The organism is Microlunatus kandeliicorticis (assembly GCF_014137855.1).
GTDB lineage: Bacteria > Actinomycetota > Actinomycetes > Propionibacteriales > Propionibacteriaceae > Microlunatus > Microlunatus kandeliicorticis.
In genome coordinates this window covers 654,001-669,251 of record NZ_JACGWT010000002.1, presented here as the reverse complement: position 1 = coordinate 669,251, position 15,251 = coordinate 654,001, and the positions used below count along the sequence as shown (strand labels likewise).

The 15,251-nt window shown below is 71.1% G+C and carries 17 protein-coding genes and 1 tRNA gene; 8 read left to right on the top strand and 10 right to left on the bottom strand.

Going from position 1 to position 15,251, the window contains the following annotated elements:
* The first annotated feature begins 80 nt into the window (after positions 1–80).
* Positions 81–758, top strand: coding sequence for a Crp/Fnr family transcriptional regulator (locus FHX74_RS07925; protein ID WP_182559516.1), 678 nt, complete (start codon positions 81–83; stop codon positions 756–758).
* Between the two features lie 66 nt (positions 759–824).
* On the opposite strand, the gene FHX74_RS07920 is transcribed toward FHX74_RS07925, so the two are convergent.
* The 6 genes from FHX74_RS07920 to FHX74_RS07895 all read right to left on the bottom strand — a co-directional run bounded on the left by FHX74_RS07920 (position 825) and on the right by FHX74_RS07895 (position 5,184).
* A complete protein-coding gene (locus FHX74_RS07920) occupies positions 825–2,366 on the bottom strand; it encodes a S1C family serine protease (protein ID WP_182559515.1) in 1,542 nt (513 codons plus the stop codon).
* Positions 2,367–2,464: 98 nt separating this feature from the next.
* The gene (locus tag FHX74_RS07915; protein ID WP_182559514.1) at positions 2,465–3,295 is read right to left on the bottom strand and encodes an MBL fold metallo-hydrolase; all 831 of its coding nucleotides are present in this window, start codon (positions 3,293–3,295) and stop codon (positions 2,465–2,467) included.
* Complete coding sequence (locus FHX74_RS07910) at positions 3,292–4,008, bottom strand: NUDIX hydrolase (RefSeq protein WP_220483595.1); 717 nt, start codon at positions 4,006–4,008, stop codon at positions 3,292–3,294. Before FHX74_RS07910 ends, FHX74_RS07915 begins: the two co-directional genes overlap by 4 nt.
* A 17-nt stretch (positions 4,009–4,025) precedes the next feature.
* Positions 4,026–4,511 carry a RidA family protein gene (locus FHX74_RS07905; protein ID WP_182559513.1) on the bottom strand — a complete coding sequence of 162 codons (486 nt, stop codon included), beginning with the start codon at positions 4,509–4,511 and terminating at the stop codon, positions 4,026–4,028.
* 7 nt (positions 4,512–4,518) lie between these two features.
* Entirely contained in the window at positions 4,519–4,692 is a 174-nt protein-coding gene (locus tag FHX74_RS07900; RefSeq protein ID WP_182559512.1) for a DUF4177 domain-containing protein, read from the bottom strand.
* A gap of 81 nt (positions 4,693–4,773) precedes the next feature.
* Positions 4,774–5,184, bottom strand: coding sequence for a VOC family protein (locus FHX74_RS07895; protein ID WP_328823701.1), 411 nt, complete (start codon positions 5,182–5,184; stop codon positions 4,774–4,776).
* A gap of 64 nt (positions 5,185–5,248) precedes the next feature.
* Between FHX74_RS07895 and npdG the strand changes: the two genes are divergently transcribed.
* From npdG to FHX74_RS07880, 3 genes are read left to right on the top strand one after another with little or no spacing between them, the layout of a single operon-like run.
* On the top strand, positions 5,249–5,932 hold the full coding sequence (gene npdG / locus FHX74_RS07890) for an NADPH-dependent F420 reductase (protein ID WP_182559510.1): 684 nt from the start codon (positions 5,249–5,251) through the stop codon (positions 5,930–5,932).
* Positions 5,922–6,914 (top strand): ArsA family ATPase, encoded by a 993-nt coding sequence (locus FHX74_RS07885; protein ID WP_182559509.1) that lies wholly within the window; start codon positions 5,922–5,924, stop codon positions 6,912–6,914. The genes npdG and FHX74_RS07885 overlap by 11 nt, the downstream gene beginning before the upstream one ends.
* The gene (locus FHX74_RS07880) at positions 6,911–8,038 is read left to right on the top strand and encodes an ArsA family ATPase (RefSeq protein ID WP_456238300.1); all 1,128 of its coding nucleotides are present in this window, start codon (positions 6,911–6,913) and stop codon (positions 8,036–8,038) included. The genes FHX74_RS07885 and FHX74_RS07880 overlap by 4 nt, the downstream gene beginning before the upstream one ends.
* On the opposite strand, the gene FHX74_RS07875 is transcribed toward FHX74_RS07880, so the two are convergent.
* Entirely contained in the window at positions 8,000–8,281 is a 282-nt protein-coding gene (locus tag FHX74_RS07875; RefSeq protein WP_235970348.1) for a WhiB family transcriptional regulator, read from the bottom strand. The genes FHX74_RS07880 and FHX74_RS07875 overlap by 39 nt on opposite strands.
* Positions 8,282–8,546: 265 nt before the next feature.
* Here FHX74_RS07875 and FHX74_RS07870 point away from each other — a divergent pair, with 265 nt between their 5' ends.
* The gene (locus FHX74_RS07870; protein WP_235970347.1) at positions 8,547–10,940 is read left to right on the top strand and encodes a transglycosylase domain-containing protein; all 2,394 of its coding nucleotides are present in this window, start codon (positions 8,547–8,549) and stop codon (positions 10,938–10,940) included.
* A gap of 96 nt (positions 10,941–11,036) precedes the next feature.
* On the opposite strand, the gene FHX74_RS07865 is transcribed toward FHX74_RS07870, so the two are convergent.
* Positions 11,037–11,510, bottom strand: coding sequence for a GatB/YqeY domain-containing protein (locus tag FHX74_RS07865; protein WP_182559506.1), 474 nt, complete (start codon positions 11,508–11,510; stop codon positions 11,037–11,039).
* Positions 11,511–11,598: 88 nt separating this feature from the next.
* Here FHX74_RS07865 and FHX74_RS07860 point away from each other — a divergent pair, with 88 nt between their 5' ends.
* Entirely contained in the window at positions 11,599–12,516 is a 918-nt protein-coding gene (locus FHX74_RS07860; RefSeq protein ID WP_182559505.1) for a metallophosphoesterase, read from the top strand.
* A 96-nt stretch (positions 12,517–12,612) separates the two neighbouring features.
* Positions 12,613–12,686, top strand: a tRNA-Pro gene (locus FHX74_RS07855).
* A gap of 479 nt (positions 12,687–13,165) precedes the next feature.
* Here the strand turns inward: FHX74_RS07855 and FHX74_RS07850 are convergent.
* Both FHX74_RS07850 and FHX74_RS21305 read right to left on the bottom strand, forming a co-directional pair.
* Positions 13,166–13,840, bottom strand: a complete 675-nt coding sequence (locus FHX74_RS07850; protein WP_182559504.1) for a HEAT repeat domain-containing protein — start codon at positions 13,838–13,840, stop codon at positions 13,166–13,168.
* 148 nt (positions 13,841–13,988) lie between these two features.
* Positions 13,989–14,366, bottom strand: a complete 378-nt coding sequence (locus tag FHX74_RS21305; protein ID WP_407941468.1) for an NUDIX domain-containing protein — start codon at positions 14,364–14,366, stop codon at positions 13,989–13,991.
* A 135-nt stretch (positions 14,367–14,501) separates the two neighbouring features.
* On the opposite strand from FHX74_RS21305, the gene pyrH reads away from it, so the two are divergent.
* Positions 14,502–15,239, top strand: a complete 738-nt coding sequence (pyrH, locus tag FHX74_RS07840; protein ID WP_182559502.1) for a UMP kinase — start codon at positions 14,502–14,504, stop codon at positions 15,237–15,239.
* The last annotated feature ends 12 nt before the right edge of the window (positions 15,240–15,251 follow it).

Sequence of the window (15,251 nt, the reverse complement as noted above, 5' to 3'; positions counted from 1 at the left end):
CGACACGCGGAGGGTAGCCTGGTCCGCGGCGACGGGCCTGCCGGTGCGGTGCAGGACGTGACGACCTGGATGGAGGACGTGTGGACCCCGAGGTCTTGAAGCAGGCTCCTCTCTTCCGAGGGCTCGAGGACGACGCCGTCGCCGCGTTGTCCGCCGCGATGGGCACGGTCAAGCTGGCCCGCGGCGAGGTGCTGTTCCACGAGGGTGACTCCGAGGACCGGCTGTACGTGGTGGTCAGCGGCAAGATCAAGCTCGGCCGCAGCGGGTCGGCCGGTCGCGAGAATTTGCTCGCCGTGCTCGGCCCCGGCCAGATGTTCGGCGAGCTCTCGGTCTTCGATCCCGGCCCGCGGTCGACCACCGCCACGGCGGTCACCCCGAGCGAGCTGCGGGTGCTCGAGCACGACGAGCTCAACGGCTGGCTGACCGGGAACCCCGAGGTCGCCCAGGGTCTGCTCGGCCAGCTCGCCGGCCGGCTCCGCCGGGCGAACGACGTGGTCGCCGACCTGGTCTTCTCCGACGTCCCCGGCCGTGTGGCCAAGGCCCTGCTCGACCTGGCCAGCCGGTTCGGCGACCGGCGCGACGACGGCGTGCACGTCCACCACGACCTGACCCAGGAGGAGCTGGCCCAGCTGGTCGGCGCCTCCCGCGAGACCGTCAACAAGGCGCTCGCCGACTTCGCCGCCCGCGGCTGGATCCGGCTGGAGCCCCGTTCGGTCACCCTGCTCGACGTCGAACGGGTCGAGCGCCGGGCCCGCTAGGCCCGGCTCCCGACCCGTCGAGAGGTTCTGCCGCCGGGCCTGCCCGTCGGGCGGCCCGGTCCCGGCTCAGAGCGAGCCGAGGGTGACCCGTGCGGTCTGGGTCTGCCCGTCCCGCACGTACGTGACGGTCACCGTGGTGCCCGGCGCGTAGTAGCGGGTGGCGGCGATCAGCCCGTCGGGCGTGGTGGTCTCGAAGTCGTTGATCTTGGTGACCTTGTCGCCGGCCCGCAGCCCCGCCTTGGCCGCCGCTCCGCCGGTGTTGACCGAGTCGAGCGCGACGCCGGTGCTGGTGGTGCCGAGCGCCGAGTCCTGGGTGTTCGAGACGGTCACACCCAGCGCCGCGTCGGGGGACTTCCCGCTCTCGATCAGCTGCTGGGCCACCCGGGTGGCCACGTCGGACGGGATCGCGAACCCGATACCGATGTTGCCGGACTGGCCGCCGTCGGCGCTGTCGCTGCCGGTGGTGGCGATCGAGGAGTTGATCCCGACCACTGCCCCGTTCAGGTCGACCAGCGCGCCACCAGAGTTGCCCGGGTTGATCGCCGCGTCGGTCTGCACCGCGAGGTAGACGGCATCGTTGTTGTCGCCGGAGCGGACCGGCCGGGCCGTGCTCGACACGATGCCGCTGGTGATCGTCTCCGACAGGCCCAGCGGGGCGCCCGCCGCGATCACGCTCTGCCCCACCCGGAGCGAGCCGGAGCTGGCGAAGGTGGCCGGGGTGAGGTCGTCGACCCCGTCGACCTTGATCACCGCGAGGTCCTCGGTCTCGGCGGTGCCCACCACCGTCGCGCTCGCGGTCCGACCGTTGTTGAAGGTCACGGTGATCTTGGGCGACCCGGTGGTGGCGCGGCCGTAGCCCTGCGCGGTCTGCGCGGCGACCACGTGGTTGTTGGTCAGGATGTAACCCTGCTTGTTGAGCACCACCCCGCTGCCGATGTCCCCGCTCTGCCCGCTCTGGACGGTGATGGTCACCACCGACGGCTGGATCTTGGCCGCCGCGGCCTCGATGCTGCCGTTGAGCGCGGGCGCCTGCGGCGCGGTGGACGAGCTGGTGGAGATCGGGGACCCGCCGGCGGTGACGCCGTTGCGGTCGGCCACGTAGGCGTAGGACCCGACGCCGGCGCCGGCTCCCACCAGGGCGGCGAGGGCGAGCGAGGCGACCAGCAGACCCCCACGCCCGCGGCGCTTGGTCCGCGTCGGGGCCGACAGCTGCTGGGTGGCCAAGCCGGTGCCGTAGGGCTGGCCGGTCGGCTGCGCCCCGCCGTACCCGGCGGAGCCGCCCCAGCCGCCGTACCCGCCCGATCCGCCCGCGCCCGGTCCGGTTCCGGCGCCGGTCCAGCTGTCGTGCGGGCCGGTCCAGTAGCCACCGCCCTGGCCGGCGTCGTGCGCGTAGCCGGGGTCGCGGGGGTAGGGGTCGGCCGGGGTGGCCGAGGTGCTCGAGGCCGGGGCCTGGGTGGTCTCCGGCTGCTCGGCGGGTGCCTGGCCGGGCTCAGCGTCGGGGGTGCGCTCCTGGTGGCGCTGCGCCCAGAACCAGTCGTCGGCGCGGTCCGCCGACCCGGCCTGGTCGGCGCGGGTGCGGTCCTGGTCCTGCGGGTCCTGGTTGGTCATGTCCACCACCATCCCCACGGACGCTGTGCGTTCGCTATGGACGCGCTGGGTCGTCCCCGTGACTCACGAGCAGGGCACGGGGCACTGCCAGGGAACGCTCAGGTCGGGCCGTCGCCGGTCCGCACCAGGTAGTCCAGCTGCGCGCGGACGGACTGCTCGGCGGCCGCGGCCACCGCCGGGTCGACGTCGGCGTACACCCGGCGGACCACGTCGGCGGCGTCGCGGTCGCCCGCTGCGAGCGCCGCCCGCACCTGGTCGAGCCGCTCCCGTCGGTGCCGGGCGTACTGGTCCAGAACGGCCGCCGGGTCGTCCACCACCGGACCGTGTCCGGGGAGGATCCGGCCGACCCGACGCTCGTCGACCAGCCGGCGGAGCCGGTCGAGGGTGTCGAGGTAGGCACCGAGGTCACCGTCCGGGTGGGTGATCACGGTGGTGCCGCGGCCCAGCACGGTGTCGCCGGTGAGCAGCCACGCCGAGTCGTCCGGACGGTCGAGCAGGAAGGAGACGGAGTCGCTGGTGTGGCCGGGGCTGCCGACCACGGTGAGTCCGAGCGCGCCGAGGGCGTGCCGGTGTCCGGGCGCGAGGTCGAGCCCGGCAGTCTCCACGGCGGCGCCGCGGGGCGACCACCGGTGCGCCGGGTCGGCGGCGCGGACCGGGCAGCCGAGTCGCCGGGCCAGCCGCTGCGCACCGTCGGTGTGGTCGTGGTGGCGGTGGCTGACCCAGATCTCGACGCCCGGCCCGTCCGTCCCGACGACCTCCGCGACCCGATCGAGATGGCCCGCGTCGTCGGGGCCCGGGTCGACGACCACCCGCCCGTCGCCTCCGTGGGGATCACCGATCACCCAGGTGTTGGTCCCGTCGAGGGTCATCGGACCGGGATTGGGTGCCAGCAGCCGGACGACGTCGGACGCGAGCCGGGTGGCGCTCATGCGGAGCCCTCCCCGGCCGGGGCCGCAGAGGCAAGGGGATAGGCGAAGTGCCAGCCGTCCTCGCGGAGCACCGGCTCGGGGAGCACCACCTCGATCCGGCGGTCGGAGCCGGCCGCCAGCGCGCCGGCCACCGACAGCTCCTCGGCCAGCTCGAGCAGCACCGACCGGGTGGGCGGCATCAGCCGGGCGCGAGCGGCCTCGGCGTCGGCGAGGGCCTCGGCAGGCGTCTGCCACCCGGCCGAGACGGTCTCGCCGGAGACGTCGGCCGCGGTCTGGCCGGCCGGCAGCGCCGCGAGATAGAAGCGGGTGTCGTAACGGCGCGGCTCGCAGACCGGGGTGATCCAGTGGGCCCAGTCGACGAGGGCGGCCGGGTCCAGCCGGACGCCCGTCTCCTCGAACGTCTCGCGGACCGCACCTGACCGCCAGCCGTGGTCCCCGCGGCCGTCGAACGCCTCAGGGTCGACGGGATCGGTCGGGTCGACCCGGCCGCCGGGGAAGACCACCATCCCGGCGGCGAACGGCATCCGGGAGTGGCGGTGGAGCAGGTAGGTCTCCAACCGGCCGGCGTGGTCGCGCAGCAGCACCACGGTCGCCGCGGGGACCGAGTCGGCCGCCGGGACGGTCACCCCGCCCTCGGCCAGCCGGGCGGCGAGCGCGTCGGGCACCCGGGTGGGCAGCCGGCGCAGGACGTCGCGCGAGCTGCGGCCGACCACCGGTGGGAGGGCCTTCGTCAGACCGGCTGGACCGACGGCCGGGTGCGGACCCGCGCAATCAGCTCGACCTCGACCGGGACGTCGAGCGGCAGCACGGCCATCCCGACCGCGCTCCGGGCGTGCGCCCCGGCCGCGCCGAAGATGTCGCCCAGCACCTCGCTCGCTCCGTTGCCGACCTGGGCCTGGGCGGTGAACCCGGGGTCGCTGGCCACGAACACCAGCACCTTGACGATCTGCTCGATCTCGTCGACCCCGCCGGCCTCCGCGGCCACGGCGGCGACGGCGTTCAGCGCACAGATCCGGGCCGCGCGCTGGGCGTCCTCGAGGGAGACCCCCGCGCCGACCTTGCCGGTGTAGGCGGGGGCACCGTCGACGCTGGGGATCTGGCCCGAGGAGTAGACGAGGTTGCCGGTCCGGACCGCGGGCACGTAGATCGCGGCGGGCGGCGGCACCGGCGGCAGCTCGATCCCGAGCTCGGCCAGACGTTCGCTGGGGGTGCTCATCGGCCGGTCAGCCCTCGGTCCCGGTGGCCGGGATCGGCCGCTTGAGATAGGCCACCAGGTTCTCCGGGTTCATCCCCGGGACCACCTGGACCAGCTCCCAGCCGTCGCTGCCCCAGTTGTCGAGGATCTGCTTGGTCGCGTGCACCAGCACGGGAACGGTGACGTACTCCCACTTGGTCATGCCTCACCCTACTGAGCGGGCCGGCCGGTCCGGTCCGCCCCGGTCGCCGGCGGGACGCCGCAGGCCGAGACCCCGGTCGGGTCACCGACCGGCTTCCTGGCCAGGTCCTGGACCTGATTCTCGACACAGACAGAACGGGTGCCCGGACGGGTCGCGGTAGACCCGAAAGCTCGGGTCGTCCCCCGGTCCCTCGACCGGGCGGCCGCCGGCGGCCAGCACCGTCGCCTCGGCGGCGTCGAGGTCGGCGACGTGCAGGTCCAGGTGCGCCTGCTGCGGGACGGCCGGGTCCGGCCAGGTCGGGGCCGGGACGTCGGGAGCCCACTGGAAGGCCAGTCGCAGACCGGCCACCGGCGCCAGGGCGATCCAGTCGTGGTCGGTGTCGACCACGGTGGTCGCGAGCAGTCGGCACCAGAAGTCGGCCGCCACCTGCAGGTCGGGCACGTCGAGCACCACCAGCGCCCGGGTCAGGGTCAACGGTCCGGAGTCGTCCACCCGGTCAGCCTGGCAGGTCCGCGCGGGCGCCGGCCGCTGCGGAGCCGCCACTACCATCGAAACCGTGACTGCGACCGCCCCGGCTGACGAGGGCTCCCGGCCGGACACCGTGCTGTCGATCGGCATCCTGGGCGGCACCGGCCCGCAGGGCCGTGGCCTGGCCCGCCGGTTCGCCGCCGCCGGGCACCCGGTGACCCTCGGGTCGCGGGACGCGTCCCGGGCGCAGGCGGTCGCCGCCGAGTACCCCGACGGGGTCAGCGGTGGCGACAACGCCGAGGCTGCGGGCTGCGACCTGGTGGTCGTCGCCGTCCCCTACGACGGTCACGCCGAGCTGCTGACCCGGCACCGCGACGCCCTGGCCGGGAAGATCGTGGTCGACTGCGTCAACCCGCTCGGGTTCGACCAGCACGGGCCCTTCCCGGTGCGGGTCGAGGCCGGCTCCGCAGCGCAGGAGGCAGCGGAGCTGCTGCCCGACTCGACCGTCGTCGCCGCGTTCCACCACGTCAGCTCGGCCCTGCTCGACGACCCGGAGGTCGACCGGATCGACCTCGACGTGCTGGTGCTCGGCGAGGACCGCGACGCGATCGGCACGGTCTGCGAGCTGGCCGCCACGATCCCCGGCGCCCGCGGCATCTACGGCGGACGGCTCCGCAACGCCGGCCAGGTGGAGGCGTTCACCGCCAACCTGATCGCCGTCAACCGTCGCTACAAGGCGCACGCGGGGCTGCGCATCACCGATGTCGACTGAGTCCGGCCCGGTCCGGCCGGGCGCTCCGCCGCACAACCTGCACATCGTCAGCGGCAAGGGCGGCACCGGCAAGACCACGATCGCCGGGGCGCTGGCCTGCGCGTTGGCGACCGCCGGCCGCCGGGTGCTGGTCTGTGAGGTCGAGGGGCGGCACGCGCTCAGCGAGCTCTTCGGCGTCCCGGCCTGGGAGGGCGCGGAGGAGAAGAAGCTGCGGTCGACCCCCGCCGGCGGCACCGTCCATGGCCTGGCCATCGACGCCGAGGACGCATTACTGGAATACCTCGAGACGTTCTATCACCTGGGAATTGCCGGGAAAGCGCTTGACCGATTCGGCGTCATCGATTTCGCCACGTCGATCGCCCCCGGACTGCGCGACGTGCTGCTGACCGGAAAGGTCTACGAAGCGGTCCGGCGCGAGGTGAAGAACCTGCCGAACGCCTACGACGCCGTGGTGCTCGACGCTCCGCCGACCGGGCGGATCGCGCAGTTCCTCAACGTCCACGAGGCAGTGGCCGGGCTGGCCCGGGTCGGCCCGATCCGCAACCAGGCGGACTCGATCATGCGGGTGCTCCGCTCCGACCGGACCGTGGTGCACCTGGTCACCCTGCTCGAGGACATGCCGGTGACCGAGACCGGTGACGCGGTCCGCGAGCTCGCGCCCACCAAGATCGAGGTGGCCGACGTCATCACCAACATGATCACGCCGCGGCCGCTGCCGCTGACCCAGCTCCGGCGGGCGGCCCGACACGACCTGCCGCTCGAGGTGCCGGGCTTCGACCCCGCCGAGAACAAGGCGCTGGCCGCCGAGTTCGCGCTGGACGCCGAGCGGGTGCTGGCCGAGGCCGACTGCCGCCGCCGGCTCACCGAGCTCGGGCTGCCGGTGGTCGACATCGCCCTCGACCCGGCCGGGGTGGACGACGCTGCCCTCCTCGGGATCGCCGAGGCACTGGCCGAGCAGCTCCCGCACGAGGTGGCCGCGTGAGCGCCTGGCTCGACGTCGACGCGATGATCGCCGACCGCGACCGCAAGATCATCATCTGCTGCGGCTCGGGCGGGGTCGGCAAGACCACCACCTCGGCCGCGCTGGCCGTCCGGGCCGCCGAGGCCGGGCGCAAGGTCGTGGTGCTCACCATCGACCCGGCGCGCCGACTGGCCCAGTCGCTCGGGCTCGGCGAGCTCGACAACACCCCGCGCCCGGTCGCCGAGGTCGGCCGGTCGGCCGGCGGCTCGCTCGACGCGATGATGCTCGACATGAAGCGGACCTTCGACGACGTGGTGATCCGCAACGCCCCGCCGGCCAAGGCCGACCAGATCCTCAACAACCCCTTCTACCAAGCCCTTTCCACGTCCTTCTCGGGGACGCAGGAGTACATGGCGATGGAGAAGCTGGGTCAGCTGCACACCCAGGCGCAGGCCGACGGGCGGTGGGACCTGATCGTCGTCGACACCCCGCCGGCGCGCTCGGCGCTCGACTTCCTCGACGCGCCCGAGCACCTGAGCTCGCTGCTCGACGGCCGGTTCCTGCGGATGCTGCTGGCCCCGGCCCGCGGCCCGTTCAAGATCATGAGCGTCGGCTTCAACCTGGTGTACTCGGCGATGAACAAGGTGCTCGGCGCGCAGATCATCACCGACGTCAAGACCTTCGTCACCGCGTTCGAGGCGCTGTTCGGCGGCTTCCGCAACCGGGCCCAGCGCACGCTGGAGATCCTGTCGTCGGACGACACCACCTTCGTCGTGGTGGCCACCGCCGAGCGCGACGCGCTCCGCGAGGCGTCGTTCTTCGTCGACCGGCTGAGCGAGGAACGCATGCCGCTGGCCGGCGTGGTGGTCAACCGCGTGCACCGCAGTGCGCTGGCGGTCTCGGCGGAACGGTCGCTGACCGTGGCCGAGGAGCTGTCCGGGTCGGGTGATCACCGCGCGGAGGTCGCCGCGCTGCAGCGCCACGCCAGTCGGATGCGGCTGATCGAGCGCGAGCAGACGTTGCTCCGTCGGTTCTCCCGGTCGCGTCGCGGGGTGCGCCTGACCCAGGTCGAGGCGCTCCCCAGCGACGTGTGCGACCTGGTCTCGCTACGCGAGCTTGGCGACCTTCTTGCCGAACAGGACTGACGCCCACGAAGTGACGTCGGAGCGCTGCCGCAGCAGCTGCCGGCGCTCGCGCTCGGTCATGCCACCCCAGACGCCCCACTCGATCCGGTTGTCGAGGGCCTCGGCGAGGCACTCGCGCTGCACCGGGCACCCCGAGCACAGCAGGCGGGCCCGCTTCTGCTCCGAAGCCTCCGGGAAGAGGGCGTCAGCCATCCCTCGGCACTTTCCGCGCAGGGCCCAGTCATCGTTGTATTGCATAGCCATTCAATTGGCCTTTCATCCCCGTACCGGCCCGGCGAGATATCCCCCAACATCTCGTCCCCACGGAGCCGGATGGCAGGATCCTAGGGATTTACCTCGACCCTGACCAGCCCTCTCTGCGTACGACTCCTTTTCGTTACGAAATGAGCCCCGGGCGACCCCTGAGGTGTCGCCCAGCGAGGATTCCGGCTCTGTCGGGGGCCTCGCGTACCCTGAGGCAATGCCTCTGAGTCCCAAACGCGCCGGCAGCGTGGCGTACTCACTGACCATGTTCGTGGTCGTGAGCATGCTCGCCGGGCTGCTCGTGGCGGGTCTGGTGGTGCCGTTCGCCGGTCTGGCCGGCGTCGGCAGCCGGGCGACCGCGGCCGAGATGGAGAAGATCCCCGCCGAGTTCACCACCCCGCCGCAGCCGGAGCGCAGCACCGTCTACATGGCCAACGGCGAGAAGCTGGCGACCTTCTACGAGCAGGACCGGGTCTACGAGCCGCTCAGCAAGATCGCCCCCATCATGCAGAAGGCCCAGGTGGCGATCGAGGACCACCGGTTCTTCGAGCACGGCGCGCTGGACGTCAAGGGCACGGTGCGGGCGCTGGTCCGCAACACCGCCGGCGGCTCCACCCAGGGCGGTTCGAGCATCACCCAGCAGTACGTGAAGATGGTCCGGATCGAGCAGGCCCAGCTGAGCGGTGACGACGCCGGCGTCAAGGCGGCCACCGACGAGACCTACGCGCGCAAGATCCAGGAGCTGCGCTACGCGATCGCGCTGGAGAAGCAGCTGACCAAGGAGCAGATCCTCGAGCGCTACCTCAACATCGCCTACTACGGCGACGGCGCCTACGGCGTCGAGGCGGCGGCCCGGCACTACTTCGACACCAGTGCGGCCAAGCTCACGTTGCCGGAGGCGGCGATGCTCGCGGGCCTGGTGCAGAACCCGGAGGGCACCAACCCGGCCAAGTACACCGAGGCGGCGATCAACCGCCGCGACGTGGTGCTCAACCGGATGGCCGAGCTGGGGGTCATCACCACCGCGCAGGCCACCAGCGCCAAGAAGGTCAAGTTCGACAAGAGCAAGATCAGCACCACCCCGAACGGCTGCCTCGACAGCCGCTACCCGTTCCTCTGCAGCTACGTCCGCACCGCGCTCGAGAACGACCCGGCGCTGGGCAAGACCAAGCAGGACCGCGAGAACGCGATCCTCCGCGGCGGCCTGACCGTGCAGACCAAGATCGACCCGGACAGCCAGGACAAGGCGCAGAAGGCGCTCAGCGCGTTCATCAACGCCAAGGACCCGCTGATCTCGACCATGGTCGAGATCGAGCCGGGCACCGGGCTGATCAAGGCGATGGCGCAGAACCGGCCGGTGATGGGCAACGACGCGAAGAAGGGCGAGACCTACTTCAACTACGCGGCGACCGCCCAGTACGGCGGGGCCGAGGGCTACCAGTCCGGGTCGACGATGAAGGCGGTCACCATGGCCGCCGCGCTCGAGCAGGGCATCCCGATCAGCAAGCGGTACAACGCCCGCTCGCCGATGGACTTCAGCAATTACAGCTTCAAGACCTGCTCGGGCCAGAACGCCAACAGCGGCAAGTACGTGGCCAGCAACGACGTCGGGCACAGCACCAACATCGACATGCGGACCGCCGCCGAGTACTCGGTCAACACCTACTTCCTGCAGCTCGAGCAGGACGTCGGCGTCTGCAACGTGACGAAGATGGCTCAGCGGCTCGGCATCCAGCGGGCCGACGGGCGTCCGATCACCGACGACTCGAACTCGCTGGCCTTCACCCTGGGCATCTCCGAGATCGCCCCGATCTCGCTGGCCACCGCCTACGCGACGTTCGCGGCCCGCGGCATCCGCTGCGACCCGATCATCATCAGCAAGATCACCAGCGGCGACGGCAAGAGCATCGCGGCCCCGTCGGCCAACTGCCGCCGGGTGATCGACCAGGACGTGGCCGACGGCGTCAACGACCTGCTGCAGAGCGTCATCACCCGCGGCACCGGCCTGCCGGCGCTCGTCCCCGACGGTCACCCGCAGGCGGGCAAGACCGGCACCATCGAGGACAACGCGGCGGTCTGGTTCGCGGGCTACACCCCGAACCTCACCGGCGTCGCGATGATCGCCAAGGACAAGCAGGCCAAGCGGTTCCGCAACAACCCGACGCGCGGGGTCAAGGGGGTCTACCTCGAGAACGGCGGGGTGCTCGGCGGCACCGGTGGTGGTGACGCGGGCCGCAACATCTGGAAGCCGGCGATGACCGCCGCGCTCCAGGACCTGCCGGCCACCGACTTCGTCAACCCGTCGAAGGACATCCGCGAGGGCAAGCAGGTCCCGATCCCGAACCTGAGCGGGATGTCCTTCTCTGAGGCCCAGTCGGCGCTGGACGCGATCGGGGTCAACCTGACCCGGACGTACAGCTACAGCAGCTCGGTCCCGGCCGGGAGCTTCATGTACTACACCCCGAGCAGCGGCACCGTGGCGCAGTTCGGTTCGGTCTACGCCGTCTACAGCGCCGGGAAGAGCCCGTCGCAGGTGGCGGCCGAGCAACGGGCGGCGGCGGCCAAGAAGAAGGCGGCCGAGGAGAAGCAGAAGCAGCAGGAGCAGCAGAACTCGAGCCCGTCACCGAGCAGCTCGCCGACCGGCAAACCCGGCGGCTGATCCCGCGAGGCACACACGACGGCCGGCGCCCCCTCAGGGGTCGCCGGCCGTCGTCGTCTCGGGGGGCTCGGATTCGTGGCCGTGCCTGCGAGGTGGTCAACCCGCGAGCTGGCGCTTCACCTCGTCGGCCACCGCCCGGCCGTCGGCACGGCCCTTGGTCTGCGGGGTGAGCAGCCCCATCACCTTGCCCATCCCGCGGGGGCCGAGCTCGGCGGCGCCGCTGTCCGCGATCGCCTGGGTGACCAGCGCGCTGATCTCCTCGGTGCTGAGCTGCTGGGGCAGGTAGTCGGCGAGCACGGCGGCCTCGGCCTGCTCCTTCTGCGCGAGGTCGTCGCGACCGGCGGCGCTGAACGCCTCGGTGGCCTCCCGGCGCTTCTTGGCCTCGCGGACCACGACGTCGGTCACCTGCTCCTCGGTGAGCTCGATCGCCGTCCGGCCGGCCACCTCGGCCTCGGTGATGGCCGAGAGCACCATCCGGATGGTGCCGGCGCGCACCTTGTCGCGGTCGCGGAGCGCCTGGGTGAGGTCGGTCCGCAGCCGGTCCTTGAGTCCGGTCGGAGTCTGCGTCATGGGTCCAGTCTCCCAGCCGCCCCGCGGGCGGGCACCGGGGTTTCCCGACCGGCCGGGAGCACAGCGACCGCCGGTTACCCTTGCCGCCATGTCGTCGCCCGCGGTGTCCCGCACGCTGACCGCCCTGGGTGCGTTGACCGGGGTCGGCCTCGGCTGCCTGGTGTGGGGAGCCGGGATCGAGGTGCGGTCGTTCCGGCTGCGCCGGGTCGAGGTGCCGGTGCTCCCCGCGGGGGCGCGGCCGATCCGGGTGCTCCAGATCTCCGACCTGCACCTGACGCCGGGCCAGCGCGCCAAGCAGGAGTGGCTGACCTGGCTGTCCGGCCTGGAGCCGGACCTGGTGATCGACACCGGCGACAACCTCGCCGACCCGCGGTCGGTGCCCTTCGTGACCCGCAGCCTCGGCCGGCTGCTCGACAAGCCCGGGGTGTTCGTCTGGGGCTCGAACGACTACTACGGCCCGGGGTTCAAGAACCCGTTCAGCTATCTGACCCGGCCGTCGCGGCGCGGGACGCCCAACCCGGTGGAGCTGCCCTGGCGCGAGCTCGGTGATGCGTTCACCGCCTCCGGCTGGCACGACCTGACCGAGCGGCGGGTGGTGCTGGAGCTCAACGGCACCCGGGTCGAGCTGCGCGGCACCGACGACGCCCACCTCAACCGCGACCGCTACGCGAAGGTCGCCGGGGCGCCCGACCCCGAGGCCGCGCTGAGCATCGGGGTCACCCATGCCCCCTACCTGCGGGTGCTCGACGGGATGGCGCGCGACGGGCTCGACCTGATCGTCGCCGGCCACACCCACGGCGGACAGGTCTGCGTGCCCTTCTACGGGGCGCTGGTCACCAACTGCGACCTCGACACCGCGCGGGTCAAGGGGCTGAGCAGCCACCGGATCGACGGGCACACCGCGGCGCTGCACGTCTCCGCCGGTCTCGGCACCTCGCCGTACGCGCCGGTCCGGTTCGCCTGCCCGCCCGAGGCCACCCTGATGACGCTGGTGCCGCGCGGCTGAGCGGTTCGCCGGCCGGTCACGGACGGATGTGATCGCAACGGCCCCGATGGGCTAAACTCGCCGAGGCTTCGACGCCGGACGGCGTTCCGGAGCCCACGGGGTGTGGCGCAGCTTGGTAGCGCGCTTCGTTCGGGACGAAGAGGTCGCAGGTTCGAATCCTGTCACCCCGACCGCTGTGACCAGGGCTTTCGCCCTGGTCGCTTCTCACCGGCAGACCAGCGCTTGTCCACTGGCCGTCAATCCGCTCGGATCGGTCGGCCTGAACAGCTGGTCCATGACGAGGGCACCCGTCTGGATCACCGGCCGAGGCTGGTGGCGGTAGACCATCTCGGTGACTGTCGTCCCGCTGTGGGGTGGACCTGTGGCGAGGTCCTCACGATGGCCAGGCAGTGTACCAGTTGAGGCCCCCTCACTGAGAATCCAGGCGGGCGGGCTATATGCGACACCTCGACCTTGACCAGGCGCAACAGTCGCAATCCCTGCGTCTCGAAGCTCGGTACTGAGTGGAGTCGGGCCACCTGCGTCGTCAGGGTGGCCATGTCAGATGGGGACCGGCCAACTGCACGCGTCCGCGTGACCACCGGCTATCGCACGCTCCTTGTGACCACCGGCTACTGCACCGCTCAGTCGCAGTAGGTCCGGTGTGTCGCTATTGGCTGGGCTCACCGAGCGTTCGCTCTGCCCGGTCGCCGCTCGCGATGTTCTCCAGTGTCGATCGAGCCTGCATGGCGACGGACCTATCGGGGTCTGATTGGAGTACCTGCAGGATGCGTGGTTCTGCTGCGTGGGGCCCGGTGGCCAGAGACCAGCGGACGCGCGCGGAGGAGTCGTGCGCCAACTTCAGCAGCGTGTCGATGGGGGTCAAAGCGTGGTCGGCGACGACTGCTCGTACTTCGAGTCGCCGGTCGTCTGCCGCCTGGACCAGCTGATCGCTGGTGGTGAAGGCCGACCATAGGGCGAACGCTCGGACTCGGGGGGACTCATCCTCACGGAGAAGTTGGTGTAGCTCGGGCTTGCGGGTGCCGGCGGCTACCCAGGCGCGGACCTCGTCGGCGGCGTGGTGAGCCAGACGTCCACGCAACTCTTCGGGCAGGCCAGGTGTCCAGGCCAGACGTGCCACGAGTTCGGGGTCGGCGTGCTGGCAGGCGTGGTCAAACTGTTGAAGGTCGACCTCCATATCGGCATCGTCTGCCGCTTGGATGCTGCTGGCCGGGTTCCAGTGAAGATTCGCCGGGCCAGCTGAGTCGAGATCAGGGACGAGCTGGGGTCGGTTTGGGCTGATCTCGTCTGCTAGGTCGAAGAGGTATTGGTCAGCGGGGCTCATGGGTTGTCTCCGCTTGGCCATGGGCAATTTTAGGCCGTTGTGGTGTTAAGCGGGTCCCGGTCAACCGCGCGCGTCCGCGTGACCACCGGCTATCGCACACTCCGTGTGATCACCGGCTACTGCAACTGCGACCAGCTTGCGCAATTCGTCAGGTGGCCAAGTAGGCAGGTATTCCGGTTCGTGATGCCTCTAGAGCTGCCGCCATGCGCGCTCGGCCCGCGGCACCGTGGAGCTCGACAGCTTCTGACTCCTTCACCCATCTCGCTTCGGCGATCTCGTCGGGCTGCAACCTCGGCGCGAAGTCGTTGGAGATCACATCTGCGGCGGCGAAGACGAATTGGAGGCTCGAGGGTCGGCCGTTGAATGCGGAGTGGTGTTCGATGGCCAGCAGTCGGTCAACCTCGACCCTGAGACCGAGTTCCTCTTCCGCTTCGCGCACTGCGGCCTGGTGAGGGGGTTCGCCCTCCTCCACCAGTCCGCCCGGAAGGATCAACCCTTGTCCGAGCCGGTTGAAGGTCTGGACCATGAGGATCCGATCACGTGGATCGCGAATGATGACGCCGGCAGCGACCAGGTGGCGTGGGTGCGGCACGGAGCCGTTCTACCAGCCGCCCCTCGCTCGATCACCGGAGCTGCTGTACTGGTCGATGACCTCGTCCGGATGAAGGAGTCGCTCGTGTCCCGATATCAGCGTGTCGTCTTGAAGCTCAGTGGCGAGGCGCTGGCGGGATCAAGCGGATGGGGTGTTGAACCGGATCGGCTAGCGCACCTCAGCGAGGAGGTCCTCGCGGTCCACGACCTCGGCATTCAGGTGGCGGTGGTGGTCGGTGGGGGCAACTACTTCCGCGGGCGGATGGCCGAGGGCTGGGGCATCGGCCGGGCTGAGGCCGACAACATCGGCATGCTCGGCACCGTGATGAACGCCCTCATGCTCCGCGGAGCCCTCACCGGCCGCACGGGCGCCGACGTCCGGGTGATGACGGCCGTCCCGATCCAGTCGGTCGCCGAGCCCTTCATCCGCCTCCGCGCCATCTCCCACCTCGAGCAGGGACGCATCGTCATCCTGGCCGGCGGCATCGGCCAGCCCTACGTCACCACCGACTACCCCTCGGTCCAGCGCGCCCTCGAGCTGGACGCTGACGCACTCCTCGTCGCGAAACGCGACATCGACGCCGTCTACGACAAAGACCCCAATTTGCACGACGATGCGGTGCGTTTCGACCGACTCACCTATCAAGAGGCTGTCGCTCGCGGCATCAAGGTGATGGATACCAGCGCCTTCGTCCTGGCCGGCGAGCAGGGCCTCACGATGCACATCTTCGACGTTGCCCAACAGCAGCTCATGCGCCGCATCTGTCTCGGCGAGAACATCGGCACCCTGATCACGGCATCCGACTGAGTGGAGGCGTCC